The organism is Salmonella sp. NW722 (assembly GCF_051702785.1).
GTDB classification, from domain to species: domain Bacteria; phylum Pseudomonadota; class Gammaproteobacteria; order Enterobacterales; family Enterobacteriaceae; genus Salmonella; species Salmonella enterica.
Genome location: NZ_JAMMIN010000004.1, coordinates 273,919 through 300,862, shown reverse-complemented (window position 1 = coordinate 300,862; position 26,944 = coordinate 273,919). Strand labels below are relative to the sequence as shown.

Below are 26,944 nucleotides of genomic sequence, written 5' to 3'. Positions count from 1 at the left end.
TACATGTTATAGGTGGTATGGAGCACAGCTATACTATCTGATTACCTGGCGGACACTAAACTAAGAGAGAGCTCTATGAATCCTGAGCGTTCTGAACGCATTGAAATCCCCGTATTGCCCTTGCGCGATGTGGTGGTTTATCCGCACATGGTCATACCCTTATTTGTAGGGCGGGAAAAATCTATCCGTTGTCTGGAAGCGGCTATGGACCATGATAAAAAAATCATGCTGGTCGCCCAGAAGGAAGCATCAACGGATGAGCCGGGTGTAAACGATCTTTTCACCGTCGGGACCGTGGCCTCTATTTTGCAGATGTTGAAACTGCCTGACGGCACCGTAAAAGTGCTGGTCGAGGGGTTACAGCGCGCGCGTATTTCCGCGCTGTCTGACAACGGCGAACATTTCTCCGCGAAGGCGGAGTACCTTGATTCGCCAGCCATTGATGAGCGAGAACAAGAAGTGCTGGTGCGTACCGCTATCAGCCAGTTCGAAGGCTACATCAAGCTGAACAAAAAAATTCCGCCGGAAGTGCTGACGTCACTCAATAGCATTGACGACCCTGCACGTCTGGCTGACACCATCGCCGCGCATATGCCGCTGAAACTGGCGGATAAACAGTCCGTACTGGAGATGTCCGACGTTAACGAACGTCTGGAATATCTGATGGCGATGATGGAATCTGAAATCGATCTGCTGCAGGTTGAGAAACGCATTCGCAACCGCGTGAAAAAGCAGATGGAGAAATCCCAGCGCGAGTACTATCTGAACGAGCAAATGAAAGCGATTCAGAAAGAGCTTGGCGAGATGGACGACGCGCCGGACGAAAACGAAGCGCTGAAGCGTAAGATCGACGCGGCGAAAATGCCGAAAGAGGCGAAAGAGAAAGCGGAAGCGGAACTGCAGAAGCTGAAAATGATGTCTCCGATGTCGGCGGAAGCGACCGTGGTGCGCGGCTACATCGACTGGATGGTGCAGGTGCCGTGGAATGCGCGTAGCAAGGTCAAAAAAGACCTGCGTCAGGCGCAGGAAATCCTCGATACTGACCATTATGGTCTGGAGCGCGTGAAAGACCGCATCCTTGAGTATCTCGCGGTTCAAAGCCGTGTAAATAAAATCAAGGGGCCGATCCTGTGTCTGGTGGGGCCGCCGGGGGTAGGTAAAACCTCGTTGGGCCAGTCCATCGCTAAAGCAACAGGGCGTAAATACATCCGTATGGCGCTGGGCGGCGTGCGTGATGAAGCGGAAATCCGCGGTCATCGCCGGACTTACATTGGCTCTATGCCGGGTAAACTGATCCAAAAAATGGCCAAAGTGGGGGTTAAAAACCCACTGTTCCTGCTCGATGAGATCGACAAAATGTCTTCTGACATGCGCGGCGATCCGGCTTCCGCCCTGCTGGAAGTGCTGGATCCGGAGCAGAACGTGGCGTTCAGCGATCATTACCTGGAAGTGGATTACGATCTCAGCGATGTGATGTTCGTCGCCACTTCCAACTCCATGAACATTCCGGCGCCGCTGCTGGATCGTATGGAAGTGATCCGTCTGTCCGGTTATACCGAAGACGAGAAGCTGAATATTGCTAAACGTCACCTGTTGCCGAAGCAGATCGAGCGTAACGCGCTGAAGAAAGGCGAACTGACGGTCGACGATAGCGCGATTATCGGTATTATCCGCTATTACACGCGTGAAGCGGGCGTGCGTAGTCTGGAGCGTGAAATCTCCAAACTGTGCCGCAAAGCGGTTAAACAACTGTTGCTCGATAAGTCGTTAAAACATATCGAAATTAACGGCGATAATCTGCACGACTACCTCGGTGTGCAGCGCTTTGATTATGGCCGCGCGGATAGCGAAAACCGCGTAGGTCAGGTGACGGGGCTGGCGTGGACGGAAGTGGGCGGCGATCTGTTGACCATCGAAACCGCCTGCGTACCGGGCAAAGGCAAGCTGACCTACACCGGTTCGCTCGGTGAAGTGATGCAGGAATCTATTCAGGCGGCGCTGACCGTGGTGCGCGCGCGCGCGGAAAAACTGGGTATTAATCCGGACTTTTACGAAAAACGCGATATCCACGTTCACGTGCCGGAAGGCGCAACGCCGAAAGACGGTCCAAGTGCCGGTATCGCGATGTGTACCGCGCTGGTTTCCTGCCTGACCGGTAATCCGGTGCGCGCAGATGTGGCAATGACCGGTGAGATCACGCTGCGTGGTCAGGTGTTGCCGATCGGCGGCCTGAAAGAAAAACTGTTGGCGGCGCATCGCGGCGGGATTAAAACGGTCTTAATTCCATTCGAAAATAAACGTGACCTGGAGGAAATTCCGGACAACGTCATTGCCGATCTGGATATTCACCCGGTTAAGCGTATTGAGGAAGTTCTGACGCTTGCTCTGCAAAACGAACCGTCTGGAATGCAGGTTGTAACCGCAAAATAGTGACCTCGCGCAAATAGCGCTAATAAAAACAGGGCTGGCAGGCTATTTCGGACTTGCCAGCCTTTTTTTGTATAGCTAATTTAGATGGTTGATTGGGTCTGCCACCATTAACGGGTGTTGTAAGGGCGTGGCAGGCCTGATATAACTGCTGCGCGGTCGTACTTCGAAGGATTCAGGTGCGATATAAATTATAAAGAGGAAGAGAAGAGTGAATAAATCTCAACTGATCGAAAAAATTGCTGCAGGGGCTGATATCTCTAAGGCTGCGGCTGGACGTGCGTTAGATGCGATTATTGCTTCTGTTACCGAATCTCTGAAAGAAGGGGATGACGTTGCACTGGTAGGCTTTGGTACTTTTGCTGTTAAAGAGCGTGCTGCCCGTACTGGTCGCAACCCGCAAACAGGTAAAGAGATCACCATCGCCGCTGCCAAAGTGCCGAGTTTCCGTGCAGGTAAAGCGCTGAAAGACGCGGTAAACTAAGCGTGATCCCCTCGGGGGATGTGACAAAGTACAAGGGCGCATCAACTGATGTGCCTTTTTTATTGGCGATTCGGGACTTTCTGTGCGTTGCGGGCTGACAATTGCCCTCGTTTCTTGTCACAATAGGCTTTTGTGCGCCGCGTTCAGAAAATGCGATGCGCGTGAAGTCTCTATACGCAAATCATTCAGGTTGCGTCGACGCGGCAACTGAGCGAATCACTCGGTAGCCAGCAGAGAAGCCGCCTGAAAGATAAAGTGTAAAGTCACCTACAGCGGAGTGTGGTTACACCATGATGGACAGCTTACGCACGGCTGCAAACAGTCTCGTGCTCAAGATTATTTTCGTTATCATTATCGTGTCGTTCATTTTGACCGGCGTTAGTGGTTACCTGATTGGCGGAAGCAATAACTACGCCGCAAAAGTGAATGGCCAGGAAATCAGCCGGGCACAGTTTGAGAATGCGTTTAATAACGAACGTAACCGTATGCAGCAGCAGTTGGGCGACAGGTATTCTGAACTGGCGGCCAACGAAGGTTATATGAAAAGCCTGCGCCAGCAGGTGCTGAATCGTCTGATAGATGAAGCGCTGTTGGATCAATATTCCCGCGAACTGAAACTGGGCATCAGCGATGAGCAGGTAAAGCAGGCGATTTTCGCCACTCCCGCTTTTCAGGTGGACGGTAAGTTTGACAACAACCGCTATAACGCGATTGTGAATCAGATGGGAATGACGGCCGATCAGTATGCTCAGGCGCTGCGTAACCAGCTTACCACTCAGCAACTGATCAACGGCGTGGCCGGTACTGATTTTATGCTGAAAGGGGAAACCGACGAACTGGCGGCATTAGTCTCTCAACAGCGCGTGGTGCGTGAAGCCGTTATTGATGTCAACGCGCTGGCGGCGAAGCAGCAGGTGACCGATCAGGAAGTGTCCAGCTACTACGATCAGAATAAAGTCCGCTTTATGACGCCGGAACAGTTCCGCGTAAGCTATATCAAGCTGGATGCCGCGACGATGCAGGCACCGGTCAGCGATGCGGATATTCAGGCCTATTATGACCAGCATGTAGATCAGTTTACTCAGCCGGAGCGCATTCGTTACAGCATTATTCAGACCAAAACGGAAGATGATGCGAAAGCGGTACTGGATGCGCTGAACAAGGGCGAAGATTTCGCCACGCTGGCGAAAGAGAAATCCACCGATATCATCTCTGCGCGTAATGGCGGCGACATGGGCTGGCTGGAAGAGTCTGCCACGGTGCCGGAACTGAAAAACGCCGGATTAAAAGAAAAAGGCCAGATATCTGGCGTGATTAAGTCGTCTGTCGGTTTTCTGGTGGCGCGTCTGGATGATATTCAGCCTGCCAAAGTGAAACCGTTAAGCGAGGTTCGCGACGACATTGCCGCGAAAGTGAAACAAGAAAAAGCGCTGGATGCTTACTATGCGTTGCAGCAGAAGGTGAGCGATGCGGCAAGCAACGACAATGAGTCGTTAGCAGGCGCTGAACAGGTCGCTGGCGTAAAAGCGGTTGAAACCGGCTGGTTTAGCCGTGACACCTTACCGGAAGAGCTGAACTTCAAACCGGTAGCCGATGCTATCTTTAATGGCGGTCTGGTGGGCGAAAACGGTACGCCGGGGCCGAATTCAGACATTATCACCGTGGATGGCGACCGGGCTTTTGTCGTGCGCGTGAGCGAACATAAACCTGAAGCCGTGAAGCCGTTGGCAGAAGTGAAAGAACAGGTCACTGCCCTGGTGAAGCATAACAAAGCGGAACAACAGGCGAAGCTGGATGCGGAAAAACTGCTGGTCGAGCTGAAAGCGGGCAAAGGCGCGGAAGCGATGAAAGCGGCGGGTCTGAGTTTTGGCGAGCCTAAAACGTTAAGTCGTACCAGTCAGGATCCGGTGAGTCAGGCGGCCTTTGCGTTAAGCCTTCCGACGAAAGATAAGCCAGTTTATGGCGTGGCGAACGATATGCAGGGTAACGTCGTTCTGCTGGCGTTTGACGAGGTGAAAGCGGGCGCCATGCCGGAAGCGCAGAAAAAAGCGATGGTGCAGGGCATCACGCAGAACAATGCGCAAATTGTCTTTGAGGCGCTGATGAGCAATCTGCGTAAAGAGGCGAAAATCAAAATCGGCGACGCTCTGGAACAGCAGTAATCGTCGAGGCGCTTCGCAAAAAATTGCAAAACGTTGTATCCCACAAAGGCCGCTTTCGCGGCCTTTTCCATTTCTGAGAATTGCCGTTTGTTCGTTTTTCTCCGCCCCGCTATCGTGGCTGCACTGTTAACAAACAAGGAGAAAACAGTATGAAACACGGAATTAAAGCACTGCTTATTACGCTTTCTTTAACCTGCGCGGGCATGGCCCATAGCGCGCTGGCGGCGACGCCTGTCGCAAAAAATGCAGCGGTGGAAACAAAAGCGGATACGCCTTCTTCATCCTCCGCCAAAGCGGCATTACCTGCTAAAGCCAGCGATGATGAAGGTACCAGGGTGAGCATTAATACCGCGTCTGCGGAGGATCTGGCGCGGGTGATGAACGGCGTTGGGCTGAAAAAAGCGCAGGCTATTGTGAGCTATCGGGAGGAGTATGGTCCTTTTAAAACGGTGGATGATTTAAAGCAGGTGCCGGGAATGGGAAGCGCGCTGGTGGAGCGTAATCTGGCAGTTTTAACATTGTAATCACTTGCACAGTGGCCAAAATTTGCCAGACTGTAGAGGTCATACCAGTTATGACCTCTGTACTTGTCGTTTACTTATAACAACAACGTAAGGTTATTGCGCTATGCAAACACAAATCAAAGTTCGTGGATATCATCTTGATGTTTATCAACATGTTAATAATGCCCGCTATCTGGAGTTTCTGGAAGAGGCCCGTTGGGATGGGCTGGAAAACAGCGACAGCTTTCAGTGGATGACGGCCCGCAATATTGCCTTTGTGGTGGTAAACATCAATATAAATTACCGTCATCCGGCGGTATTGAGCGATCTACTGACCGTGACCAGCCAGGTACAACAGCTTAACGGTAAAAGCGGCGTATTAAGCCAGACGATTACGCTGGAGCCAGAAGGGCAGGTGGTGGCTGATGCGCTCATCACGTTTGTTTGTATTGATTTAAAAACGCAAAAAGCGCTGCCGCTGGAAGGCGAATTGCGTGAAAAGCTGGAACAGATGGTGCAATAACGCCTCGCAGTCTGATGGCGTTGAACTTGTCCGGCCTGGCGATATTGACCATGGTGAATATCGCCAGGCCGGATAAGGTGCGTGCGCCGCCATCCGGCAAAACAATCACCTTAACCCGGTTTTTTGCTTCATTGCTGCCATCACCGCCGCTTTATTCGACAGATAATGATTCAGGCCGTTAGCGCGCAGATTACAGGCCGCGCAATGACCACAGCCATCGCCTTTAATGCCGTTATAGCAGGTCAGCGTCTCTTCGCGAACCAAATCCAGTTGGCCCCAATAATCGGCCAGCGCCCAGGTTTCAGCTTTATCAATCCACATTAAGGGCGTTTCGAAACGGATATCTTTGGCCATGCCCAGATTCACCGCGTGATTCAGCGCTTTGACGAACTCATCGCGACAGTCTGGATAGCCGGAAAAATCGGTCTCGCAAACGCCGGTGATCACCGCTTCGGCTTTGACCTGATAAGCGTAAATCGCCGCCAGCGTCAGAAAGAGAATATTGCGTCCCGGTACGAAAGTATTGGGGATACCGTCAGCGTTCGGTTCATAGTCCGGCACCGGAATGCTATCCCGCGTCAGGCTACTGACCGCCAGTTCGTTCAGCAAAGTGACATCCAGCACTTTATGCGCGCGTGCGCCAAGTTTTAACGCCAGTGCGCGCGCGACATCAATCTCTGCGCGGTGGCGCTGACCATAATCAAACGTGACACAATGCACTTCATCATACTGATGCCGCGCTTGCGCCAGACAAGTGGTGGAGTCCTGACCTCCACTAAATACAACAACGGCGCGTTTCATAGTTATCCTGATCAATGACGAAAGCCAATATGGTAACGCGTACGGATAATCCCGACCAGCTTCTTCACGGCGAAGGCGGCGGAAGCCAGGCTTCGCTAAATTCAAACCAGCCGCGAGGGGTGAGTCGAACGCCGTTAACGCCCGGTGGGGCGCTGATGCGATAGTGATAATTAAACAGCGGCGTAAGTGTGGCGTCATCCATCAGGTTGGCAAAAACTTGTTGTAGCGCGGCGCGGCGATCTTTTTCATTGGGCTGAATTTGCAGAGCGTCAAGCGTAGCCTGCAGATGGGAAAACGCAGGCGCGTCCAGGACATGCGGCCAGATCTGATCGCAACGTAGCCACTGCTCCAGCGTATATTCCGGCGCTTCGCCGATCAGCCTGTCGCCCATCATCAGATCCGCTTGCGCCAACGCAGGGCAGTTATCCCAGTTTTTGGCATTATGAAAAATCAACGTTAACTCACAGCCGAGCGTCGCCAGGTAATGTCGAAGCTGTTCCGCCATCGTATGCAGCTCTACGGGAAGGTGATACGCCAGGGTAAGTTTTTTCGGCAATGGCGTTTCATCAACGTCCTGCCATTGCGGGATTGTCCAGCCGGGTAGCAGCCCCTGACTTGGCATAATCAAGTTCTCATCTACCGGTAAGGTTTTCAGCAGCGAAGTATGATGGATAATATGTATCAGACGCCGCGCCTGCTGTACGTTGAGCCGTGAGCCCTTTTTGAGGGTTAAATAACAAAAGCCCAGGCTGATACCACTACTTACCTGACTCAGCGTCGCCAGCTCTTCCGGTTTGCCGATGGCAATCTGCACCGGATGGCGGCAACTGGTGCCCAGATCCTGGGCAAACAGTTGCGGGGTGATCCAGAATTCAATCGCTTTCAGCAGCGGATGGCTGAGGTGATAATGGTCATGACTTTCCAGACGCACCAGTTCCGGCGTGAACAACGCCAGGCGAAAAGGACCGGTGCCGATAAGCGGCAGGTCAGGATGCGCCAGACCGCTACAATAGCTCGCCAGACGATGCGCCAGCCAGTAATCAGGTCGGTGAAGGAGAAAGGTCAGGCACTGAGGATGCGTTACTTCGATCCGTGCGACGCTAATAAACAATTTGCTTAGCGCGGGTAGGGTAAGCAGCCTTTCCAGGCGTTCGTGTAGCTGCGCGGTATCCACCGCATCGCCATTATGCCAGTGCAGCGTGGAGCGAATATAAAAATCCCAGCGTAAACCGTCGGCGGAAACCTTCCAGTGATGCGCCAAATCCCCGCAAGGATATTGGCTATCGCGGTCGAAGCGCGTTAACCCGGAAAAAACTTGCCCTGCGAGATGCTGTTCCGCGCGGCCTGGCAGGAAACCCGGCTGCAGCGGATCAAGCGGACGATAGTATGGAATACGCAATGTCGGCGTATCGTTTTGCCATTGGCCGCCCATAAAAGGCTGGAGCATCGCCCGTAACTCGCCCGGCGCCAGCTGCGCCAGTTCCAGTACGTTGAGCTGCTGCCCTTTTTCCAGCGCCTGTTCCATCATGGCGGTGCGGAGCGATTCCGGCGTGACCAGAAACTGGAGCCGTCCACGTTTCCCGCGCCCGGACTGCGCCTCCCATCTTAGCCAACCCGCCTGCTGGGCCTGACGCAGCAGCGTTCGCAGATGGCGCTCGCTACAAAAACAGCGTTCGGCCAGTTCGCTAACGGTGACATGTTGCGTTTCCCCGGCGGAAGGCTGCCAGAGGCGTTGATATTGATTAAGCCGATTCAGTAGCCTCATAGAAACCCGGAACACTTCCTTTTATCTGTTCACTATTACTTCCGTATATCTCAGGTAATACTGAACAACAAGTTAACCGCGTCACAGTGTGGAGAAAGAGATGGCCCGTCTGGCAGCATTTGATATGGATGGCACGTTATTAATGCCCGATCACCATTTGGGTAGAGAAACGATCGCCACGCTGGCGCGTCTGCGCGAACGCGATATCACCCTGACATTCGCTACGGGTCGTCATGTGCTGGAAATGCGGCATATTCTGGGGACGCTTTCACTGGATGCTTATCTTATTACCGGTAACGGGACGCGAATTCACTCGCTGGAAGGCGACGTGCTGCATCGTCAGGATCTCGATCCTCAGGTTGCCGATACGGTGATGCACCATGCCTGGGATACCCGAGCCAGTATGCATGTGTTTAATGACAACGGCTGGTTTACAGGCCAGGAGATCCCCGCGCTACTCCAGGCGCACGTCTACAGCGGCTTTCGTTATCAGGTTATCGATATAAAAAGCATTCCGGCCCATCAGGTGACGAAGATCTGTTTTTGCGGCGATCATGACGATCTGATCCGTTTGCGCATTCAGCTCAATGAGGCGCTGGAAGAACGCGCTCACCTCTGTTTCTCTGCCGTCGACTGCCTGGAAGTGCTACCGCTGGGGTGCAATAAAGGATCGGCGCTGGCGGTATTGAGCAACCATTTAGGGCTTTCACTGGCAGATTGCATGGCGTTTGGCGACGCGATGAACGATCGGGAAATGCTGGGCAGCGTCGGGCGGGGGCTCATTATGGGCAATGCCATGCCGCAGCTTATCGCCGCGCTGCCACACCTTTCGGTTATCGGACATTGTGGTAATCAAGCGGTATCACACTTTTTGACGCATTGGCTGGACAATCCGCATCTACCTTATTCCCCCGAATGAGAGATCTCTTCCAGCAAGCCAGACATTCAGTCTGGCTTTTTTTTGTTTCTAGTCGCCGGTAAGTAATTTTTCGATGGCCGCTGACCACGGCGTCAAATCGCCGATATGGTCGCTAACCCAGGACGGATGGTAATAGGTATCCAGATAGCGATCGCCGCTATCGCACAATAACGTCACGATAGCGCCGGTTTCTCCAGCCTCGCGCATCCGGGCCGCAAGCTGCAGCGCTCCCCACATATTCGTGCCGGTAGAGGCGCCGACTTTACGGCCTAGCTGCGTTTCCAGCCAGTGTGCGGTGGCAACGCTGGCGGCGTCCGGCACGCGCAGCATCTCATCCACGACATCCGGAATAAAAGAAGGCTCTACTCGCGGACGACCAATTCCTTCAATTTTACTGCCCACCGGGCTGCGTAATGAAGCGTCGCGATCCTGCCAGTAAGGTAAAAAGACGGAATTTTCCGGATCCACCACCATGAGCTGAGTATCATAGCCCTGGCAGCGAATATAGCGCCCAATCGTCGCAGAGGTTCCGCCCGTTCCGGCGCTCATGACGATAAATCGCGGTACCGGATGGGGTTCGTTGCGCATCTGGCGGAAAATACTGTCGGCAATATTATTGTTGCCCCGCCAGTCGGTAGCTCGTTCTGCGTAGGTAAACTGGTCCATATAGTGACCGTTCAGTTCATGTGCCAGCCGCTCGGAGGCGGCATAAATTTCGCAGGCGCTCTCCACAAAATGACAGTGGCCGCCGTAAAATTGAATCTGTTCGATTTTACGTTTTGCGGTACAGGCGGGCATGACGGCGATGAACGACAGTCCCAGTAAACGCGCGAACCAGGCTTCGGAAATCGCCGTTGAGCCTGATGACGCTTCAATAATCGGAGTGCCTTCTTTAATCCAGCCATTGCACAGCCCATAAAGGAACAGCGAGCGCGCCAGGCGATGCTTGAGGCTACCGGTGGGATGCGTGCTTTCATCTTTCAGGTAAAGCTGGATACCTGGAAATGCCGGCAGGGGCAAACGAATAAGATGCGTATCCGCTGAGCGCTGGTGGTCAGCGTTAATTTCATTAATGGCATTTTTAACCCAATTGCTACTCATCATTAATATCCATTTATCATTTTGTGCCAAGAGTAGCGAAAAGTACGGAAAAAATTGTTGCTATTTGACCTTTAAATTACAATGTAAGGAGAAAAATATTCTCTATGGAGTGGGTATGTTAGATAAAATTGACCGTAAGCTGCTTTGCTTATTGCAGCAGGATTGTACCCTCTCTTTGCAGGCGCTGGCGGATGCCGTTAATCTGACGACAACGCCTTGCTGGAAGCGGCTTAAACGCCTGGAAGATGACGGTATCCTGCTTGGCAGGGTCGCGCTGCTGGACCCGGAAAAACTGGGTCTGGGATTAACCGCTTTTGTGTTGATAAAAACGCAGCACCACAGCAGTGAATGGTACTGTCGGTTCGTGACCGTCGTCTCTGAGATGCCGGAAGTGCTTGGCTTCTGGCGAATGGCGGGGGAATACGACTATCTGATGCGAGTTCAGGTGGCCGACATGAAGCGGTATGACGACTTCTATAAACGTCTGGTCAATAGCGTCCCAGGACTGTCAGACGTCACCTCCAGTTTTGCGATGGAACAGATTAAGTACACCACCTCTCTGCCCATTGAATAATTCTCCCGGTATTGCCGGAAATCATATCAGGAAATAACGCGTGCGATTATTTGCTCAATTAAGCTGGTACTTTCGCCGGGAATGGCGTCGCTATCTTGGCGCGGTGGCCCTGCTTATGCTTATTGCGATGCTTCAGCTGATCCCGCCCAAAGTGGTGGGGATTGTCGTGGATGGCGTAACCGCACAGCATTTTACTCCAGGCCGAATAGCGATGTGGATTGGCACCATTGCCCTGATCGCCGTAGTGGTCTATTTGTTGCGCTATGTCTGGCGCGTGCTGCTATTTGGCGCTTCTTATCAATTAGCCGTCGAACTGCGTGAAGATTATTATCGCCAGCTGAGTCGTCAGCATCCTGAATTTTATCAGCGCCATCGGACGGGCGATCTTATCGCGCGCGCGACGAATGATGTGGATCGCGTCGTATTTGCAGCGGGCGAGGGCGTTCTGACGCTGGTTGACTCGCTGGTAATGGGCTGCGCGGTACTGATTGTCATGTCGACGCAAATTAGCTGGCAGCTAACGCTATTAGCGCTGTTGCCGATGCCGATTATGGCGCTGATGATCAAACGTTACGGCGATCGGCTGCATGATTATTTCAAACTGGCGCAGGCCGCCTTCTCCAGCCTGAACGATCGCACGCAGGAGAGTCTGACCAGCATCCGCATGATCAAAGCGTTTGGTCTGGAGGATCGCCAGTCTTCGCTGTTTGCGGCGGATGCCGAAGATACCGGCAAGAAAAATATGCGCGTGGCGCGTATTGACGCGCGTTTTGATCCAACCATTTACATCGCCATTGGCATGGCGAACCTGCTCGCGATTAGCGGCGGAAGCTGGATGGTGGTTAACGGCAGCCTGACGCTGGGCGAACTCACCAGCTTTATGATGTATCTGGGGTTGATGATTTGGCCGATGCTGGCGCTGGCCTGGATGTTTAATATCGTGGAGCGGGGTAGCGCCGCATACAGCCGCATCCGCGCCATGCTGGCGGAAGCGCCGGTAGTTAAGGATGGCGAAGAGCCGGTCCCGGCGGGGCGCGGCGAACTGACGGCGGCCATTCGTGAGTTTTGCTATCCGCAAACGACGCATCCGGCGCTGGAGAATGTGAACTTTCGTCTTAAACCGGGTCAGATGCTGGGGATATGCGGTCCGACCGGCGCGGGGAAAAGCACAATATTGTCGCTTATCCAGCGCCATTTTGATGTGACGCAGGGAGAGATCCGATTCCATGACATGCCGTTGACGCATCTGCAACTGGATAGCTGGCGTAGCCGACTGGCGGTCGTCAGCCAGACGCCGTTTTTGTTCTCGGACTCTATTGCCAATAATATTGCGCTCGGACGCCCGGAGGCGACCCAGGAAGAGATTGAACGGGTGGCGCGTTTAGCCAGCGTACATGAGGATATTCTCCGTTTGCCTCAGGGCTACGACACGCAGGTAGGTGAACGTGGCGTCATGTTATCGGGAGGGCAAAAACAGCGTATCTCGATTGCCAGAGCGCTGCTGTTGAATGCGGAAATTCTGCTTCTTGATGATGCGCTCTCAGCAGTAGATGGTCGCACGGAGCATCAGATTTTGCATAATTTGCGCCAGTGGGGCGAAGGGCGTACGGTCATCATCAGCGCGCATCGTTTATCCGCGCTGACCGACGCCAATGAAATTATCGTTATGCAACATGGTCATGTTGTTCAGCGCGGCGATCACGATCAACTGGCGCAGCAGATTGGCTGGTATCGCGATATGTATCGCTATCAGCAACTGGAGGCCGCTCTGGATGACGCGCCGGAACGCGGCGAGGAGGCGGTGAATGCGTAGTTTTGGACAGCTATGGCCGACGCTGAAACGGTTGCTGGCGTATGGCTCGCCATGGCGAAAACCGCTCTCTGTCGCGGTGATGATGCTGTGGATTGCGGCGGCGGCGGAGGTTAGCGGTCCGCTGCTGATCAGCTATTTCATTGATAACATGGTGGCCCGCCACCATTTACCGTTGGGCAAGGTCGCGGGGCTGGCGGCCGCCTATGTGGGGCTACAGTTTCTGGCGGCGGGTCTGCATTACGCCCAGTCTTTATTATTTAACCGGGCGGCCGTTGGCGTGGTTCAGTCTTTGCGCACGGACGTCATGGATGCCGCCTTGCGCCAGCCGCTAAGCGCCTTCGACACGCAGCCTGTCGGACAATTAATTTCACGCGTGACCAACGATACGGAAGTCATCCGCGATCTGTACGTCACGGTCGTCGCAACGGTATTACGTAGCGCGGCGTTGATCGGCGCCATGCTGGTCGCCATGTTCAGCCTTGACTGGCGGATGGCGCTGGTGGCGATTTTGATTTTTCCGGCGGTATTGACCGTGATGATCATTTATCAGCGCTACAGCACGCCGATTGTACGCCGCGTGCGGGCATACCTGGCGGATATTAACGACGGCTTTAACGAAATCATCAACGGGATGAGCGTAATTCAGCAGTTTCGCCAGCAGGCGCGCTTCGGCGAACGCATGGGCGAGGCCAGCCGCTCGCACTACATGGCGCGGATGCAGACGCTACGCTTAGACGGCTTTTTATTGCGTCCGCTGCTTAGCCTCTTTTCCGCGCTCATTTTATGCGGTTTGTTGATGCTTTTCAGCTTTACGTCTGCCGGCACGATTGAGGTCGGGGTGCTGTATGCGTTCATTAGCTATTTGTCACGTCTGAACGAGCCGCTCATTGAACTGACCACCCAGCAATCCATGCTACAGCAGGCGGTTGTGGCGGGAGAGCGTGTTTTTGAACTGATGGATCGCCCGCGCCAGCGCTATGGCAGCGACGACAGGCCGTTACAAAGCGGGGCGATTGATATTGATCATCTGTCGTTTGCTTACCGCGACGATAATCTTGTTTTACAGGACATTACGCTCTCAGTACCGTCCCGTAGCTTTGTGGCGCTGGTGGGGCACACCGGCAGCGGGAAGAGCACGCTCGCCAGCTTATTAATGGGGTATTACCCCCTGACACAAGGCGAAATTCGGCTGGATGGGCGAGAGATCTCCTCTCTTAATCATCGCGTTTTACGCCAGGGCGTGGCGATGGTTCAACAGGACCCGGTAGTGATGGCGGATACCTTTCTGGCTAATGTGACGCTGGGGCGCGATGTCTCCGAGGCGCAGGTGTGGCAGGCGCTGGAAACGGTACAACTGGCAGATCTGGCGCGCGGCTTGAGCGACGGGCTGCATACGCATCTCGGCGAGCAGGGAAATACGCTGTCCGTCGGGCAAAAACAGCTATTGGCGCTGGCGCGCGTGCTGGTTGACGCCCCGCAAATATTAATTCTTGATGAAGCGACGGCCAGCATCGATTCCGGCACTGAGCAGGCGATACAGCAGGCGCTGGCGGCGATTCGCGAGCGCACCACGCTGGTGGTTATTGCCCATCGGCTATCGACAATCGTGGAGGCGGATACCATTCTGGTTCTCCATCGCGGCCAGGCGGTGGAGCGCGGGACGCATCAACAATTGCTGGCGGCGCAAGGGCGCTACTGGCAAATGTATCAATTACAGTTAGTTGGCGAGGAGTTAGCCGCCAGCGTACACGAAGAACCCGGCCCTGCGGCATAAGGTTTGGCACCACAGGGCAAAGCCTCGCCCATCATGCACCGTCATGGTGCGTTTTTCTTTCCCTGCTTCGATTTTGGGGCGCGTCAATATAAAGACGCGCCGCTAACCGCGCTTTTCCTCGCTCGCCAGCTTCTGGCACATCCTTTGCAATATCCATTCTGAAGAGTCCATGCGCGGCGGCAGCCGTTACCTAATTCTGACTGGAGGGTTCTATGAAGCTGGTTACCGTGATTATCAAACCGTTCAAGCTGGAGGACGTGCGGGAGGCGCTTTCTTCCATTGGCATTCAGGGACTGACCGTCACCGAAGTGAAAGGGTTTGGCCGTCAGAAAGGACACGCCGAACTGTATCGCGGCGCGGAGTACAGCGTGAATTTCCTGCCGAAGGTCAAAATTGATGTGGCTATCGCCGACGACCAACTGGAAGAGGTGATCGATATCATCAGTAAAGCGGCTTACACCGGAAAAATTGGCGACGGCAAAATTTTCGTCGCGGAGCTCATGCGCGTTATTCGGATTCGTACCGGCGAAGCTGACGAAGCAGCGCTGTAAGACCCGCCACACAGCAACAGGAAATGAAAAAATGAAGATAGCGATGATAAAAACCACACTGGCTTCACTGGCGCTGCTGCCTGGGCTAACGATAGCCGCGCCGGCGGTTGCCGATAAAGCGGATAATGCTTTTATGATGATTTGCACCGCGCTGGTGCTGTTCATGACGATACCGGGTATCGCGCTGTTTTACGGCGGATTAATTCGCGCCAAGAACGTGCTGTCAATGTTAACACAAGTGACCGTCACCTTTGCGCTGGTCTGTATTTTATGGGTGGTGTACGGCTATTCGCTGGCTTTTGGCGAAGGGAATCATTTCTTCGGTAATGCTGATGGGGCGATGTTGAAGAATATCGCGTTGACGGCGGTAACGGGTACGATTTATCAGTATATTCATGTCGCGTTTCAGGGATCTTTCGCCTGTATTACCGTCGGGCTGATTGTCGGCGCGCTGGCGGAGCGTATTCGTTTTTCGGCGGTACTGATTTTTGTCGTGGTGTGGTTCACGCTCTCTTATATTCCGATTGCGCACATGGTGTGGGGCGGCGGCCTGCTGGCTGCTCACGGCGCGCTGGATTTTGCCGGTGGTACGGTGGTGCATATTAACGCCGCTATCGCCGGGCTGGTGGGGGCTTACTTAATTGGCAAACGCGTCGGCTTTGGGAAAGAAGCATTTAAACCCCATAACCTGCCGATGGTCTTTACCGGTACTGCAATTCTGTATATCGGCTGGTTTGGATTTAACGCGGGTTCTGCTGGTAGCGCAAACGAGATAGCAGCGCTGGCCTTTGTGAACACCGTGGTGGCGACCGCCGCCGCGATTCTGGGGTGGATTATCGGCGAGTGGACGCTACGCGGTAAGCCTTCCCTGCTGGGAGCCTGTTCCGGCGCGATTGCCGGTCTGGTCGGCGTGACGCCAGCCTGTGGCTATGTTGGCGTTGGCGGCGCGCTGGTTATCGGCGTTATTGCGGGTCTGGCGGGATTGTGGGGAGTCACCATGCTTAAACGTCTGCTACGGGTAGATGATCCGTGCGACGTATTTGGCGTTCACGGTGTTTGCGGAATAGTCGGCTGTATCCTGACCGGCGTTTTTGCCGCCAGTTCGCTGGGCGGCGTTGGCTTTGTCGACGGCGTTACGATGGGACATCAGGTGATGGTACAGCTGGAAAGTATTGCTATTACGGTCGTCTGGTCCGGCGTTGTCGCGTTTGTTGGTTACAAACTGGCGGATATCCTTGTTGGACTGCGTGTACCGGAAGAGCAGGAGCGCGAGGGGCTGGATGTGAACAGTCACGGCGAGAATGCGTATAACGCGTGATTGCGCAACATGCCTGATGGCGCTGCGCTTACCCAGTCTACTGTAGGCCGGATAAGCGCAGCGTCATCAGGCCATTAACGCCGCATAGCGGCATGTTTTTTAATTGTGATTACGCATTACCCCTTCCTGCACGGTTGAAGCGACCAGCGCGCCATCCTGAGTATAAAACTCGCCGCGAACAAAGCCCCGGGCGCTGGAGGCGGAAGTGCTCTCCACGCTATAAAGTAGCCATTCATTAAAATTGAACGGACGATGGAACCACATAGAGTGATCGATAGTGGCGATCTGAATGCCCTTTTCCAGAAAACCGATGCCGTGAGGCTGAAGCGCGACGGGAAGGAAATTCAGATCCGAGGCATATCCCAGTAAATATTGATGGACGCGAATGTCATCCGGAACGGTGCCGTTGGCGCGAATCCATACCTGACGCACAGGCGCGGCGACGTGACCTTTCAACGGATTGTGAAATTCGACGGGACGAATTTCCAGCGGGCGATCGCAGAGAAACTTTTCTTTCAGAATCGGCGGCAGTAAATGCGCCAGCGATTGCGCGATTTCCGTTTCTGACGGTAGTCCTTCCGGCCCGACTGCCGTCGGCATGGTTTTTTGATGTTCAAAACCCGGTTCCGGCGCCTGGAATGAGGCGGTCATGTAAAAGATGGGTTTCCCGTTCTGAATAGCGGCAACGCGGCGGGCGCTGAAGCTATTCCCATCGCGCAGCACTTCTACGTCATAGATAATGGGTTTTTGGCTATCGCCGGGCCGCAGAAAATAACTGTGGAATGAATGTACCAGTCGCGCTTCCGGCACCGTTTCTTTGGCGGCATAGAGCGCCTGGCCCACCACCTGACCGCCAAATACCTGGCGCAGCCCTAAGTCTTCACTTTGGCCCCGAAAGAGTCCTTCTTCAATTTTTTCCAGATTCAATAATGTCAGCAAATTATTCAGTGTCTGACTCATACATACTCTCCAGGTGACAACGATGCCGAAGCGAGGTAGGGCAGAGTATAACGCAATTTTGCAAGTGGTCCGATGGGTACAAAAGTCTGAATAACAGACCAATTCCAGGCAAAAATGAGTGACATGTGCCACACTTAATCACGTTATGTTTCTGTTAACCACTCTTCCGGCGGGGGGAAAGGCCTGCTGGTGCATTGATGATAAGGAGAATTGAATGAAACTCGTGCACATCGTAAGTGGTTTAGCGGTTGCGATATCTCTGGCGGCCTGCGCTGATAAAAGCGCTGATATCCAGACGCCTGCGCCAAACCCTAACATGTCGATTACAGCTAACCAGTCTACTATTCAGCAACCCAATGTTTCCGGTACCGTCTGGATCCGCCAGAAGGTCGCTCTGCCGCCAGATGCGGTGCTGACCGTGACGCTTTCAGATGCTTCGCTGGCTGATGTGCCGTCTAAGGTGCTGTCGCAAAAAGCGGTACGTACCGAAGGTAAACAGGCGCCTTTCAGTTTTGTGTTGCCGTTTAACCCATCAGATATTCAACCTAACGCGCGTATTCTCCTGAGCGCGGCCATCACCGTTGACAATAAGCTGGTATTTATTACCGATAGCGTGAAACCGGTGATTAATAATGGCGGCACTAAAGCGGATCTGACGCTGGTACCGGTACAGCAAACGGCGGTGCCTGTGCAGGCCAGCGGCGGTGCGACGACGACGGTTCCATCGACCTCACCGACCCAGGTCAATCCGTCTTCTGCCGTTCCTGCGCCTACCCAGTATTAATCCTGCGCCAACCCTCTCCGTTACGGAGAGGGTTAATACACCCAGCGATAGCGTTGTAAATCGATTTGTCCGCTTCCCGACACCACCACGCCTTCCGCCAGTAATGCCTGACGTTGCCGCTGTAGATCCGGCCCGGTAAGTGATATTGCGCCGTGGCGGTTCACCACCCGATGCCATGGTAAAGTGCTGCCTTCCGGCAGACGTTTTAAAACTCCGCCGACCTGACGCGCCGCCCGAGGCGAACCGGCAAGCCGGGCGACATCACCGTAGGTCGTGACAAATCCTTCCGGGATCGAGGCGACGATTTGCCAGACGCGTTGAGGAAAAGTGTCCTGAATATCCATAATAGAATCCTGCGTTAATGCTTCAGGATAATCTGGAATAAGGGGGGAGGAAAGCCCGGATGCGCAAGAAACCAGCATCCGATGCCTGATGGGTTGCAATTGCACGATATAGCAGTGATAATGCGCCTGCGCGTTGGTTCACAACGCTCTCAATGGGGGCTCTGTTGGTTCTCCCGCAACGCTACTCTGTTTACCAGGTCAGGTCCGGAAGGAAGCAGCCAAGGCAGATGACGCGTGTGCCGGGATGTAGCTGGCAGGGCCCCCACCCATTTGTGCCTCTCCACACTGTTCTTTTCTGCTGTGCGACGTTATAGCCGCTGTTCCGCCCAAAGAATAAATGCCGTAGCGGGTAGGGGCTTACTGTATAACCAGCCCTGACCATAATGTACGCCATGCTGGCGTAGCCACTGTTCTTGCCTGGTCGTTTCGATGCCTTCTGCGACCATCTTGAGTTTGAGCGTTTTCGCCATTTCAATAATATGCGGCGTGACGTTTTTATATTCCAGCGCATCGACAAAAGATTTATCAATTTTAAGGACATCCACATCCAGATTTTGTAAGTAGCTGAGGCTGGAATAGCCGGTGCCAAAGTCATCAATATAAATTGAATGTCCCGCGTTACGGTATCTGGCGACAATTGGCGCGCTGGTTTTCGGATCGGCGAACTCGCGTTCCGTTAATTCAAGCGCGATTTGCGACGGAGAAATTTGGCTACGGTTCAGCAGCGTGCTTAACAGCGTCGGCAACGTTTCCGACGCCAGATCGGATGCCTCAAGATTGATTGAAATATGTTGTTCGGGATGGGACTTTAACCAACTCCCCATGTCTTCAAAAACGGTTTCGATGATTAGCCGGGTTAGCGGCTCCGTGAGCCCGGTTTGTTCAGCCAGCGCGATAAAAATTTCCGGCGAAAGGAAGGTGCCGTCCGCCTGTTGCCAGCGAGCTAAGGCTTCGGCACCGACAATTTTTCCGCTGCTCAGGGAGACAATAGGCTGATAGTGTAAGTTAATTTCGCGATTGTCTATCGCATCCTGGAGACGGTGGCGGGGCGACTGTAGCCGACGCAAAATACGCAGAATAAAGGCCGCGGCCAGCAGACCCGTTACGATGCCCGCCGGTAGCCAGATAAACGCCTGTCGATACCAGCTCCTTTCCAGCGGAGCGGTCGGTGCCCAGCTTACGATAGTAATGCCCATTTCCGGAAAGGGGTGGATAGCATACTGAATGCCTCGGTTTTCCAGCCGCAGGGGCGTCTCATGGTGAATGAGCGGAAGAATAGCGGGGTCAAGGTTACCGCTGCTGGCAACCACAGTATTGCGTTCCCGGCCAATAATAGCGACGTCAATCGGCCATGCGCCAAACGGAATCACATCGATAAAGGACGCCGGGTCGATCATCACGATATAGCTGTCGCTCCCGAGTGCCGCCATATAGCGTTTTATACCCAGATCGTTTTGCGCCGTAAACCAGGCGCGATAACCGTCGCGAGTGATTTTCATGGGCGGAGGGAACGCGGGAATATGGCTCTCTTTTTCAAGTGAGGAGCAAACGGGAATCGAATTTTTAAGATACAGAACTTCCTGGACATACCGAAAGCTATAAGACACGCGGCGCATGGCGAGTAAATGGGCGCTGCTGCAGGGCTCGCCTTTAAAGGAGGCAATATGCGTTAACGCGGCTTTTGCCTGGTCACTGACCCTTTCTGTACGTAGCGCCACCCGGGACGAGAAGATATCCAGCTCTTCGTTAAACCTTTTTTCAACTTGACGGTGCGCCAGCCACAGGCTCAATCCTATCGGGAAAAGGACAGACAGGATAAGCACTCCCGTTACCAGGCTGACCAGATGTCGTGTTGTCACAGTGATGTCCTTATAAACACAGCGTAGAGAAAGTATATCCGATCGTAAATCGCGCCCTTGAATGATAAAGCTATTTTATCGATTTTACAGATACAGGGGCCAGACTAACGCGTTACGCCACGTTGCTTTTGCCGCCAGGAAGAGATCGTGAATGTTTACCGGTTGAAAAAGGAGCGTTGATAGCGTATTTTATTGTTATGTTATAACATAATTGAGAGGGCGCAATGAAACCTGATATTCATCCTGTATACCGCACCGTCGTATTTCACGACACCAGCGTAAATGAATATGTGAAAGTGGGATCAACTATCAAAACTGAACGTGAAATCGAACTGGACGGCGTGACATATCCGTATGTCACTATTGATGTGTCATCAAAATCGCATCCTTTTTATACCGGTAGACAGAAAACGTTTGATAGCGAAAGTAGCGCCGCACGCTTCCAGAAACGTTTTGGTCATTTTATCGGCGCTAAAAGGGGGTAAATGAAATGCAGGTGTTAAACTCACTTCGCAATGCAAAACAACGGCATCCGGATTGCCAGATAGTCAAACGCAAAGGACGCTTATACGTGATTTGTAAAACAAATCCGCGTTTTAAGGCGGTTCAGGGGCGTAAAAAAAGACGTTAAAAACCAACGGTTCAGGGAAAGCAGTGCGTACCAGGGAGGGTGCGCACTTTTTTATTACCGGCTGGCTTCTGCGCGGGCCAGCGTAAAAATATCGTAGAAGGAAAGTTCGCCCTTACGGGCAACCATTTTTTGCAGCTGGACTTTATGTTCATTATCCACCTGTGGAGACTGAAGAATCGTCTCAATGAGCGTGGGGGGAACAAACCTGGTGTTGTACCATTCGCCGTTGTAACAGACCCGGAGGTCCAGCACATCGATGTCGTTATAGTGATAACGCGGGGCGATGTCGAAAAAGAAGAAGCCATTAAATGCGATAAATAACACCACTAACAGCCACACTGACCCCACCAGCGTTTCTGATTGCAGCATGACCGCCAGCGTCGCAAACCAGGCTGCATACATCGCGATAAATAACCCAGGATGCTTGCGGATAAAACTGATACTAAAACGCGGCCTGTTATCGCGTTTTTCACGGACGTTTAAGTCATCAATAGTTTCGCTAAGCAGGCGCTGTATCTCTGTCATCTTTTGCCTTCATGATTTCTGCGACATAGGGGTAGTAACAGCCCATTTTAAAGGGAGGTGTAACGTGAAAAAAGTAACAGATTAACCACGAATTAGCATAACAGTTATCATTTTGACTACAATTTTTTAATGATTCGCGCCGGATTTCCGCCTACCACGACGTCTGGCGGTACGTTTTTTGTCACCACAGCGCCTGAAGCGACGACGACGTTATCGCCGATGGTTACGCCAGGATTAACGACGGCTCGTCCGCCTATCCAGACGTTATTTCCGATAGTGACGGGTTTACCTAATTCTCTGCCGCTGTTGCGTTCGACGGCGTCCAGCGGGTGCGTGGCGGTATAGATATGTACCCCTGGCGCGAGCATACAATTATCGCCAATATGAATTGGGCAAACATCAAGCATGACGCAGTCGAAGTTAGCGTAAAAGGAGTGGCCAAGAAAAATATTATAGCCGTAGTCGCAACGGAAGGAAGGTTCAATATAGGCGTCTTCGCATCGACCCAACAGGTCGCGTAAAATCGCCTGACGCTTATTTATTTCATCAGGCGTAGTATAATTGTATTGATGGATGAGTTGACGCGCCCGCAGTCGATCCTGGCATAAAGTTTCATCGGTCGGGCAATACAGTGCCCCAGCGATCATTTTTTGTTTTTCGTCACTCATCGCGCGCTCCCCTTGGTGGATATTATCGCAATAGAAGCAATAATAAAGTATTAGAGGGAACGTTCCCTGCTATTGGTATGTGATCTATATCACTGTTCTATAATAGCCCGTTGTGTTATTAGCCAGAACGAGGAGGCAGATAACACCTGCGTGTTCTCTAAAAAGTAATGTAGCGTGATTAACGAATGAATTTCCATACTGAAGAGGGGATCTTGTCGTAGAGTTTGTTCATCGTCAATTCTGCAAGACGGTGATCCGCAGCTGAGTAAAATACAGCCAGCTCATTGTCGGACAATTCATATTTATTTTTCTCAATGACGCGCTCCAGAGTGTCAATTGTCTGACAGCGCCGTAAACGCATCAAATAATCAGTTTTAGTTAATGGTTTATCAGACATAAATTCTACCTATGATTGTAATAATTTTTAACAAGACAAACTAACAGGATTAGCCCTGGTGGCGTTGACGAAACAACGGAACAGGCGGTTGCCCGATTTACGCCATTTTTGCAAATCCTGCGTATTAATACCATAGCTGCTGAACAACATAAAGGTGTCGTCCAGGTATTCATCTATCTGCGCAATCAATTTATTGTCTTCATTGTACTTAATTTTATAATTAAGCGCGAAAGTTGCAATATGCTCTATCAGCTCATTGAGCTGCAGGTTGACTGCTGAGGTCGGGTCATTAACCCAGCCATGGTTGCTTTCTTCAAGGTTTGCAAGACAGTCATGATACAGGGTTTCGCAAAGAAATTTAAGCTGTGCTATATCATGTCTTTTGGGTGAGTATTCGTCCATAATGCATCCCCTTTTTAGTGGCTTAAACTAACCGAACACCTTCGGGATGGATACAACTAACTAACCTGGTACTTCCCACGTCACCTTATGATTTAACTATAATCTACTCTAAAAAACTTTTCATCGTCATATTACGAAAAATTACAATTGCGTGAAAGCCGCGTGTTGCCATACTTTTTCGAATTTTAACAGTGATCGTCGGTCGCCTAAAAAGGAACCAGTTTTATTGTTTGTGTAATCATTGGGTTAACGTTTTTTAGCTTTTCAGGCTAAAACAATAGACTCTGACAGGAGAAAATAGCCAGGAATATTCTTAATATTTCTTAATTAATGGCTGAATTAAGAAATGGCCAACTTTCCTAAGAAAAGCCTTTAACGCAGTAAGGATTATACCTTTTATTAATATGGCAAAAAATAATCAATCTAACAATAAGCGTATTTTATGATTTTTGTGTAAAAAAGGCCGCTTGCGCGGCCTTATCAACAGTGAGCAAATCAGCGATGTTCTGTCGAATGACTATGCTCAATATCTTCGCTTTTACGGCTAAAGCGGCGGCGTACCACCACGAAGAAGACCGGTACGAAGAAAATAGCCAGTACGGTTGCCGTTACCATCCCGCCCAGTACGCCAGTACCTACCGCATTCTGCGCGCCGGAACCCGCGCCGGAACTGATAACCAGCGGCATAACCCCCAGCATGAACGCTAACGAGGTCATCAGAATCGGGCGCAAACGCATCCGGACGGCCTCCAGCGTCGCTTCTACCAGACCTTTCCCTTCTTTATCCATTAAGTCTTTGGCGAATTCGACGATAAGTATCGCGTTCTTCGCCGACAACCCAATGGTTGTGAGCAGGCCCACCTGGAAGTAAACGTCGTTAGTCAGTCCGCGGAAGGTCGCAGCCAGCAGCGCGCCGATAACCCCAAGCGGAACAACCAGCATTACGGAGAACGGGATAGACCAGCTCTCATACAATGCCGCCAGACACAGGAAGACGACGATCAGCGAGATAGCATACAGGGCAGGGGCCTGGTTGCCGGACAACCGTTCCTGGTAGGACATCCCGGTCCAGTCATACCCAATGCCTGACGGCAGCTTGCTGGCCAGTTCTTCCATCATCGCCATCGCTTCACCGGTACTCTTGCCTGGCGCCGCCTGACCCAGAATTTCCATCGAAGGCAGACCGTTATAGCGTTCCAGACGCGGCGAACCATATTCCCAGCGGGAAGAGGAGAATGCGGAGAACGGCACCATCTGACCATCGCTACCACGAACGTACCAGTCGTTAATATCATCCGGCAACATGCGGTATTTCGCTTCGGACATCACGTAAACTTTCTTCACACGACCGCGATCGATAAAGTCGTTTACATAGCTGCCGCCCCATGCTGCGCCCAGCGTGGTATTAATGTCGCTAATAGACACGCCCAGCGCCTGAGCTTTTTCCTGGTCGATATCGATTTTAAACTGCGGCGTATCTTCCAGACCGTTAGGTCGAACGCCGACCAGCAGATCAGGATATTTCGCCACCTCGCCGAACAACTGATTACGTGCCTGGGTGAGTTTTTCATGACCAAGTCCCGCCTGGTCAATCAACTCGAAGTCAAACCCGGTTGCGGTGCCCAGTTCAACAATCGCCGGCAGGTTAAAGGCGAAGACCATCGCATCTTTAATTTGTGAAAACGCTGCGGTTGCCCGCTGGGTAATCGCTTCAACCTTGTTTTTTTCGCCTGGACGATCGGCCCAGTCTTTCAACGACACGAATGCAATACCGGTATTCTGACCGCGCCCTGCAAAACCGAAGCCGTTGACGGCGAATACCGATTCAACGTTGGCTTTCTCTTTGTTCAGATAGTAATCCGTGACCTCATCCAGCACTTTTTGCGTGCGCTCTTGCGTCGCGCCGGCGGGGAGCTGGACCATTGTCAGGAATACGCCCTGGTCTTCATCCGGCAAGAAAGAGCTTGGCAGACGAACGAACAGATAAGCCATACCGACGACGATAATGAGATAGAGCAGCAGATAACGCCCGGTGCTGCGCAGAATATTGCCTACGCTATCGGTGTAGTGATGCGTGCTCTTATCAAACAGGCGGTTAAACCAGCCGAAAAAGCCTTTTTTCCCTTCGCCATGATCGCCTTTGGCGACGGGTTTGAGCATCGTCGCGCACAGCGCGGGCGTCAGGATCAGCGCGACCAGCACCGACAGCGCCATCGCCGATACGATGGTGATAGAGAACTGACGATAAATTGCCCCGGTTGAGCCGCCAAAGAAGGCCATCGGAATAAATACCGCCGACAGTACCATCGCGATACCCACCAATGCGCCCTGAATCTGGCCCATGGATTTGCGCGTCGCTTCCTTCGGCGGAAGGCCTTCTTCCGTCATAACACGTTCGACGTTCTCGACCACCACGATGGCGTCATCCACCAGCAAGCCGATGGCGAGCACCATCCCGAACATCGTCAGCGTGTTTATCGAGAAACCGAATGCCGCAAGTACGGCAAAGGTTCCCAACAACACCACCGGAACCGCAATAGTCGGAATCAACGTCGCGCGGAAGTTCTGCAGGAACAGGTACATCACCAGGAACACGAGGATAATCGCTTCGACCAGCGTTTTTACCACTTCATGAATAGAGATCTTCACGAACGGCGTGGTGTCATACGGGTAGACGATTTTCATCCCTGGCGGGAAGAACGGTTCCATTTTTTTCAGTTCGGCGCGAATAGCGGTAGCGGTATCCAGCGCGTTGGCGCCGGTAGCCAGTTTGATGCCAAGACCTGACGCTGGCTGACCGTTAAATTTCGCGATGACGTCGTAGTTTTCGCCGCCAAGCTCAATTTTCGCTACATCCCGCAGACGAACCTGAGAGCCATCCTGATTCACCTTCAGCAGGATTTTGCCAAACTCATCCGTTGAGGTCAGACGCGTTTGGGCAATAATCGATGCGTTAAGCTGCTGGCCTTTTACCGGCGGCGTACCACCGAGCTGACCTGCCGCGACCTGGGCGTTCTGCGCTTTGATCGCGTTAATCACGTCGACCGGCGTCAGTTGGTATTTGGTTAGCTCTGTCGGATTCATCCAGATACGCATCGCATACTGCGAACCAAACAGCTGGACGTCGCCCACCCCAGAGGTACGGCTGATCGGATCTTTCATATTGGCGGCAACGTAATCCGAAATATCCTCCTGGGTCATGGTGCCGTCGGTGTTAATGACGCCCACTACCATCAGGAAGCTACTTGAGGACTTCTCAACGCTCACGCCCTGTTGCTGTACTTCCTGGGGAAGTAACGGCATTGCCAGTTGCAACTTGTTCTGAACCTGAACCTGCGCGATATCCGCATCGGTGCCGGATTCAAAGGTCAGCGTGATCTGCACGGTCCCCGTGGAGTCACTGTTGGAGGACATATACATCAGGTTATCGATACCGTTCATATTCTGTTCGATAACCTGCGTGACGGTATCCTGTACCGTTTTCGCATCAGCGCCAGGGTAGGTTGCGGAGATCGTCACTGCTGGTGGCGCAATCGTCGGATATTGCGCTACCGGCAATTTGAGGATCGCGAGCCCCCCTGCCAACATGATGATGATGGCGATCACCCACGCAAATATAGGGCGATCGATAAAGAAATTAGGCATGTCTTAACGGCTCC

The 26,944-nt window shown here is 52.6% G+C and carries 25 protein-coding genes and 1 other RNA gene; 15 read left to right on the top strand and 11 right to left on the bottom strand.

Going from position 1 to position 26,944, the window contains the following annotated elements; all coding sequences use genetic code 11:
- Positions 1-75: 75 nt before the first annotated feature.
- The 5 genes from lon to NA330_RS11730 all read left to right on the top strand — a co-directional run bounded on the left by lon (position 76) and on the right by NA330_RS11730 (position 6,099).
- A complete protein-coding gene (gene lon, locus NA330_RS11750) occupies positions 76-2,430 on the top strand; it encodes an endopeptidase La (protein WP_001067723.1) in 2,355 nt (784 codons plus the stop codon).
- A 190-nt stretch (positions 2,431-2,620) separates the two neighbouring features.
- Positions 2,621-2,911 (top strand): nucleoid-associated protein HU-beta, encoded by a 291-nt coding sequence (gene hupB, locus NA330_RS11745; protein ID WP_254888479.1) that lies wholly within the window; start codon positions 2,621-2,623, stop codon positions 2,909-2,911.
- A gap of 290 nt (positions 2,912-3,201) precedes the next feature.
- On the top strand, positions 3,202-5,073 hold the full coding sequence (gene ppiD, locus NA330_RS11740) for a peptidylprolyl isomerase (RefSeq protein ID WP_000969434.1): 1,872 nt from the start codon (positions 3,202-3,204) through the stop codon (positions 5,071-5,073).
- Between the two features lie 149 nt (positions 5,074-5,222).
- On the top strand, positions 5,223-5,597 hold the full coding sequence (locus NA330_RS11735) for a helix-hairpin-helix domain-containing protein (RefSeq protein ID WP_000680322.1): 375 nt from the start codon (positions 5,223-5,225) through the stop codon (positions 5,595-5,597).
- Between the two features lie 103 nt (positions 5,598-5,700).
- Positions 5,701-6,099 (top strand): YbgC/FadM family acyl-CoA thioesterase, encoded by a 399-nt coding sequence (locus NA330_RS11730; RefSeq protein ID WP_023241802.1) that lies wholly within the window; start codon positions 5,701-5,703, stop codon positions 6,097-6,099.
- 105 nt (positions 6,100-6,204) lie between these two features.
- On the opposite strand, the gene queC is transcribed toward NA330_RS11730, so the two are convergent.
- Together queC and NA330_RS11720 are read right to left on the bottom strand one after the other, a co-directional pair.
- Positions 6,205-6,900, bottom strand: a complete 696-nt coding sequence (gene queC / locus NA330_RS11725; RefSeq protein ID WP_000817201.1) for a 7-cyano-7-deazaguanine synthase QueC — start codon at positions 6,898-6,900, stop codon at positions 6,205-6,207.
- A 64-nt stretch (positions 6,901-6,964) separates the two neighbouring features.
- The gene (locus NA330_RS11720; RefSeq protein WP_001238174.1) at positions 6,965-8,665 is read right to left on the bottom strand and encodes an SgrR family transcriptional regulator; all 1,701 of its coding nucleotides are present in this window, start codon (positions 8,663-8,665) and stop codon (positions 6,965-6,967) included.
- 100 nt (positions 8,666-8,765) lie between these two features.
- Between NA330_RS11720 and cof the strand changes: the two genes are divergently transcribed.
- Entirely contained in the window at positions 8,766-9,584 is an 819-nt protein-coding gene (gene cof, locus NA330_RS11715) for an HMP-PP phosphatase (protein WP_000113030.1), read from the top strand.
- A gap of 48 nt (positions 9,585-9,632) precedes the next feature.
- Here the strand turns inward: cof and cdsH are convergent, their stop codons facing one another.
- Positions 9,633-10,688 (bottom strand): cysteine desulfhydrase, encoded by a 1,056-nt coding sequence (gene cdsH, locus NA330_RS11710; protein WP_072103210.1) that lies wholly within the window; start codon positions 10,686-10,688, stop codon positions 9,633-9,635.
- Between the two features lie 112 nt (positions 10,689-10,800).
- On the opposite strand from cdsH, the gene decR reads away from it, so the two are divergent.
- From decR to amtB, 5 genes are all read left to right on the top strand, one after another.
- The gene (gene decR / locus NA330_RS11705) at positions 10,801-11,259 is read left to right on the top strand and encodes a DNA-binding transcriptional regulator DecR (protein ID WP_000884593.1); all 459 of its coding nucleotides are present in this window, start codon (positions 10,801-10,803) and stop codon (positions 11,257-11,259) included.
- 40 nt (positions 11,260-11,299) lie between these two features.
- On the top strand, positions 11,300-13,072 hold the full coding sequence (locus tag NA330_RS11700; RefSeq protein WP_001235563.1) for a SmdA family multidrug ABC transporter permease/ATP-binding protein: 1,773 nt from the start codon (positions 11,300-11,302) through the stop codon (positions 13,070-13,072).
- Positions 13,065-14,846: a SmdB family multidrug efflux ABC transporter permease/ATP-binding protein gene (locus NA330_RS11695; protein ID WP_001256074.1), complete on the top strand. Its 1,782-nt coding sequence runs from the start codon at positions 13,065-13,067 to the stop codon at positions 14,844-14,846. The genes NA330_RS11700 and NA330_RS11695 overlap by 8 nt, the downstream gene beginning before the upstream one ends.
- A 212-nt stretch (positions 14,847-15,058) precedes the next feature.
- Positions 15,059-15,397, top strand: a complete 339-nt coding sequence (gene glnK / locus NA330_RS11690; RefSeq protein WP_000780341.1) for a P-II family nitrogen regulator — start codon at positions 15,059-15,061, stop codon at positions 15,395-15,397.
- A gap of 31 nt (positions 15,398-15,428) precedes the next feature.
- Positions 15,429-16,715: an ammonium transporter AmtB gene (gene amtB / locus NA330_RS11685; protein WP_023241804.1), complete on the top strand. Its 1,287-nt coding sequence runs from the start codon at positions 15,429-15,431 to the stop codon at positions 16,713-16,715.
- 99 nt (positions 16,716-16,814) lie between these two features.
- Here the strand turns inward: amtB and tesB are convergent, their stop codons facing one another.
- On the bottom strand, positions 16,815-17,675 hold the full coding sequence (gene tesB, locus NA330_RS11680) for an acyl-CoA thioesterase II (RefSeq protein ID WP_000084176.1): 861 nt from the start codon (positions 17,673-17,675) through the stop codon (positions 16,815-16,817).
- Between the two features lie 214 nt (positions 17,676-17,889).
- On the opposite strand from tesB, the gene NA330_RS11675 reads away from it, so the two are divergent.
- A complete protein-coding gene (locus NA330_RS11675; RefSeq protein WP_023241805.1) occupies positions 17,890-18,459 on the top strand; it encodes a YbaY family lipoprotein in 570 nt (189 codons plus the stop codon).
- 32 nt (positions 18,460-18,491) lie between these two features.
- Here the strand turns inward: NA330_RS11675 and NA330_RS11670 are convergent, their stop codons facing one another.
- Positions 18,492-18,881, bottom strand: coding sequence for an MGMT family protein (locus NA330_RS11670; protein ID WP_000961285.1), 390 nt, complete (start codon positions 18,879-18,881; stop codon positions 18,492-18,494).
- 84 nt (positions 18,882-18,965) lie between these two features.
- On the opposite strand from NA330_RS11670, the gene ffs reads away from it, so the two are divergent.
- Positions 18,966-19,062: signal recognition particle sRNA small type (gene ffs, locus NA330_RS11665), an RNA gene on the top strand.
- Positions 19,063-19,111: 49 nt separating this feature from the next.
- Here the strand turns inward: ffs and NA330_RS11660 are convergent.
- Entirely contained in the window at positions 19,112-20,662 is a 1,551-nt protein-coding gene (locus NA330_RS11660; RefSeq protein ID WP_023241806.1) for an EAL domain-containing protein, read from the bottom strand.
- Positions 20,663-20,886: 224 nt separating this feature from the next.
- Between NA330_RS11660 and NA330_RS11655 the strand changes: the two genes are divergently transcribed.
- Positions 20,887-21,147 carry a type B 50S ribosomal protein L31 gene (locus tag NA330_RS11655; RefSeq protein ID WP_000801421.1) on the top strand — a complete coding sequence of 87 codons (261 nt, stop codon included), beginning with the start codon at positions 20,887-20,889 and terminating at the stop codon, positions 21,145-21,147.
- A gap of 5 nt (positions 21,148-21,152) precedes the next feature.
- Positions 21,153-21,293, top strand: coding sequence for a type B 50S ribosomal protein L36 (gene ykgO, locus NA330_RS11650; RefSeq protein ID WP_001197749.1), 141 nt, complete (start codon positions 21,153-21,155; stop codon positions 21,291-21,293).
- Positions 21,294-21,347: 54 nt separating this feature from the next.
- Here the strand turns inward: ykgO and NA330_RS11645 are convergent, their stop codons facing one another.
- The 5 genes from NA330_RS11645 to acrB form a co-directional block, all read right to left on the bottom strand.
- Positions 21,348-21,818 carry a YlaC family protein gene (locus NA330_RS11645; RefSeq protein ID WP_000136183.1) on the bottom strand — a complete coding sequence of 157 codons (471 nt, stop codon included), beginning with the start codon at positions 21,816-21,818 and terminating at the stop codon, positions 21,348-21,350.
- Positions 21,819-21,934: 116 nt separating this feature from the next.
- Positions 21,935-22,486 carry a maltose O-acetyltransferase gene (gene maa, locus NA330_RS11640; RefSeq protein WP_001278793.1) on the bottom strand — a complete coding sequence of 184 codons (552 nt, stop codon included), beginning with the start codon at positions 22,484-22,486 and terminating at the stop codon, positions 21,935-21,937.
- A 178-nt stretch (positions 22,487-22,664) separates the two neighbouring features.
- Positions 22,665-22,883, bottom strand: a complete 219-nt coding sequence (locus NA330_RS11635) for an HHA domain-containing protein (protein WP_001280991.1) — start codon at positions 22,881-22,883, stop codon at positions 22,665-22,667.
- Between the two features lie 27 nt (positions 22,884-22,910).
- On the bottom strand, positions 22,911-23,285 hold the full coding sequence (gene tomB, locus NA330_RS11630; RefSeq protein ID WP_000344807.1) for an Hha toxicity modulator TomB: 375 nt from the start codon (positions 23,283-23,285) through the stop codon (positions 22,911-22,913).
- Positions 23,286-23,780: 495 nt separating this feature from the next.
- The gene (gene acrB, locus NA330_RS11625; protein WP_001132508.1) at positions 23,781-26,930 is read right to left on the bottom strand and encodes an efflux RND transporter permease AcrB; all 3,150 of its coding nucleotides are present in this window, start codon (positions 26,928-26,930) and stop codon (positions 23,781-23,783) included.
- Positions 26,931-26,944 lie beyond the last annotated feature (14 nt).

Coding starts and splice junctions, on each gene's coding strand:
- lon (WP_001067723.1), top strand. CDS start 76: ATGAATCCTGAGCGTTCTGAACGCATTGAAATCCCCGTATTGCCCTTG.
- ppiD (WP_000969434.1), top strand. CDS start 3,202: ATGATGGACAGCTTACGCACGGCTGCAAACAGTCTCGTGCTCAAGATT.
- NA330_RS11735 (WP_000680322.1), top strand. CDS start 5,223: ATGAAACACGGAATTAAAGCACTGCTTATTACGCTTTCTTTAACCTGC.
- NA330_RS11730 (WP_023241802.1), top strand. CDS start 5,701: ATGCAAACACAAATCAAAGTTCGTGGATATCATCTTGATGTTTATCAA.
- queC (WP_000817201.1), bottom strand. CDS start 6,900: ATGAAACGCGCCGTTGTTGTATTTAGTGGAGGTCAGGACTCCACCACT.
- NA330_RS11720 (WP_001238174.1), bottom strand. CDS start 8,665: ATGAGGCTACTGAATCGGCTTAATCAATATCAACGCCTCTGGCAGCCT.
- cof (WP_000113030.1), top strand. CDS start 8,766: ATGGCCCGTCTGGCAGCATTTGATATGGATGGCACGTTATTAATGCCC.
- cdsH (WP_072103210.1), bottom strand. CDS start 10,688: ATGATGAGTAGCAATTGGGTTAAAAATGCCATTAATGAAATTAACGCT.
- decR (WP_000884593.1), top strand. CDS start 10,801: ATGTTAGATAAAATTGACCGTAAGCTGCTTTGCTTATTGCAGCAGGAT.
- NA330_RS11695 (WP_001256074.1), top strand. CDS start 13,065: ATGCGTAGTTTTGGACAGCTATGGCCGACGCTGAAACGGTTGCTGGCG.
- glnK (WP_000780341.1), top strand. CDS start 15,059: ATGAAGCTGGTTACCGTGATTATCAAACCGTTCAAGCTGGAGGACGTG.
- amtB (WP_023241804.1), top strand. CDS start 15,429: ATGAAGATAGCGATGATAAAAACCACACTGGCTTCACTGGCGCTGCTG.
- tesB (WP_000084176.1), bottom strand. CDS start 17,675: ATGAGTCAGACACTGAATAATTTGCTGACATTATTGAATCTGGAAAAA.
- NA330_RS11675 (WP_023241805.1), top strand. CDS start 17,890: ATGAAACTCGTGCACATCGTAAGTGGTTTAGCGGTTGCGATATCTCTG.
- NA330_RS11670 (WP_000961285.1), bottom strand. CDS start 18,881: ATGCTGGTTTCTTGCGCATCCGGGCTTTCCTCCCCCCTTATTCCAGAT.
- NA330_RS11655 (WP_000801421.1), top strand. CDS start 20,887: ATGAAACCTGATATTCATCCTGTATACCGCACCGTCGTATTTCACGAC.
- ykgO (WP_001197749.1), top strand. CDS start 21,153: ATGCAGGTGTTAAACTCACTTCGCAATGCAAAACAACGGCATCCGGAT.
- NA330_RS11645 (WP_000136183.1), bottom strand. CDS start 21,818: ATGACAGAGATACAGCGCCTGCTTAGCGAAACTATTGATGACTTAAAC.
- maa (WP_001278793.1), bottom strand. CDS start 22,486: ATGAGTGACGAAAAACAAAAAATGATCGCTGGGGCACTGTATTGCCCG.
- NA330_RS11635 (WP_001280991.1), bottom strand. CDS start 22,883: ATGTCTGATAAACCATTAACTAAAACTGATTATTTGATGCGTTTACGG.
- tomB (WP_000344807.1), bottom strand. CDS start 23,285: ATGGACGAATACTCACCCAAAAGACATGATATAGCACAGCTTAAATTT.
- acrB (WP_001132508.1), bottom strand. CDS start 26,930: ATGCCTAATTTCTTTATCGATCGCCCTATATTTGCGTGGGTGATCGCC.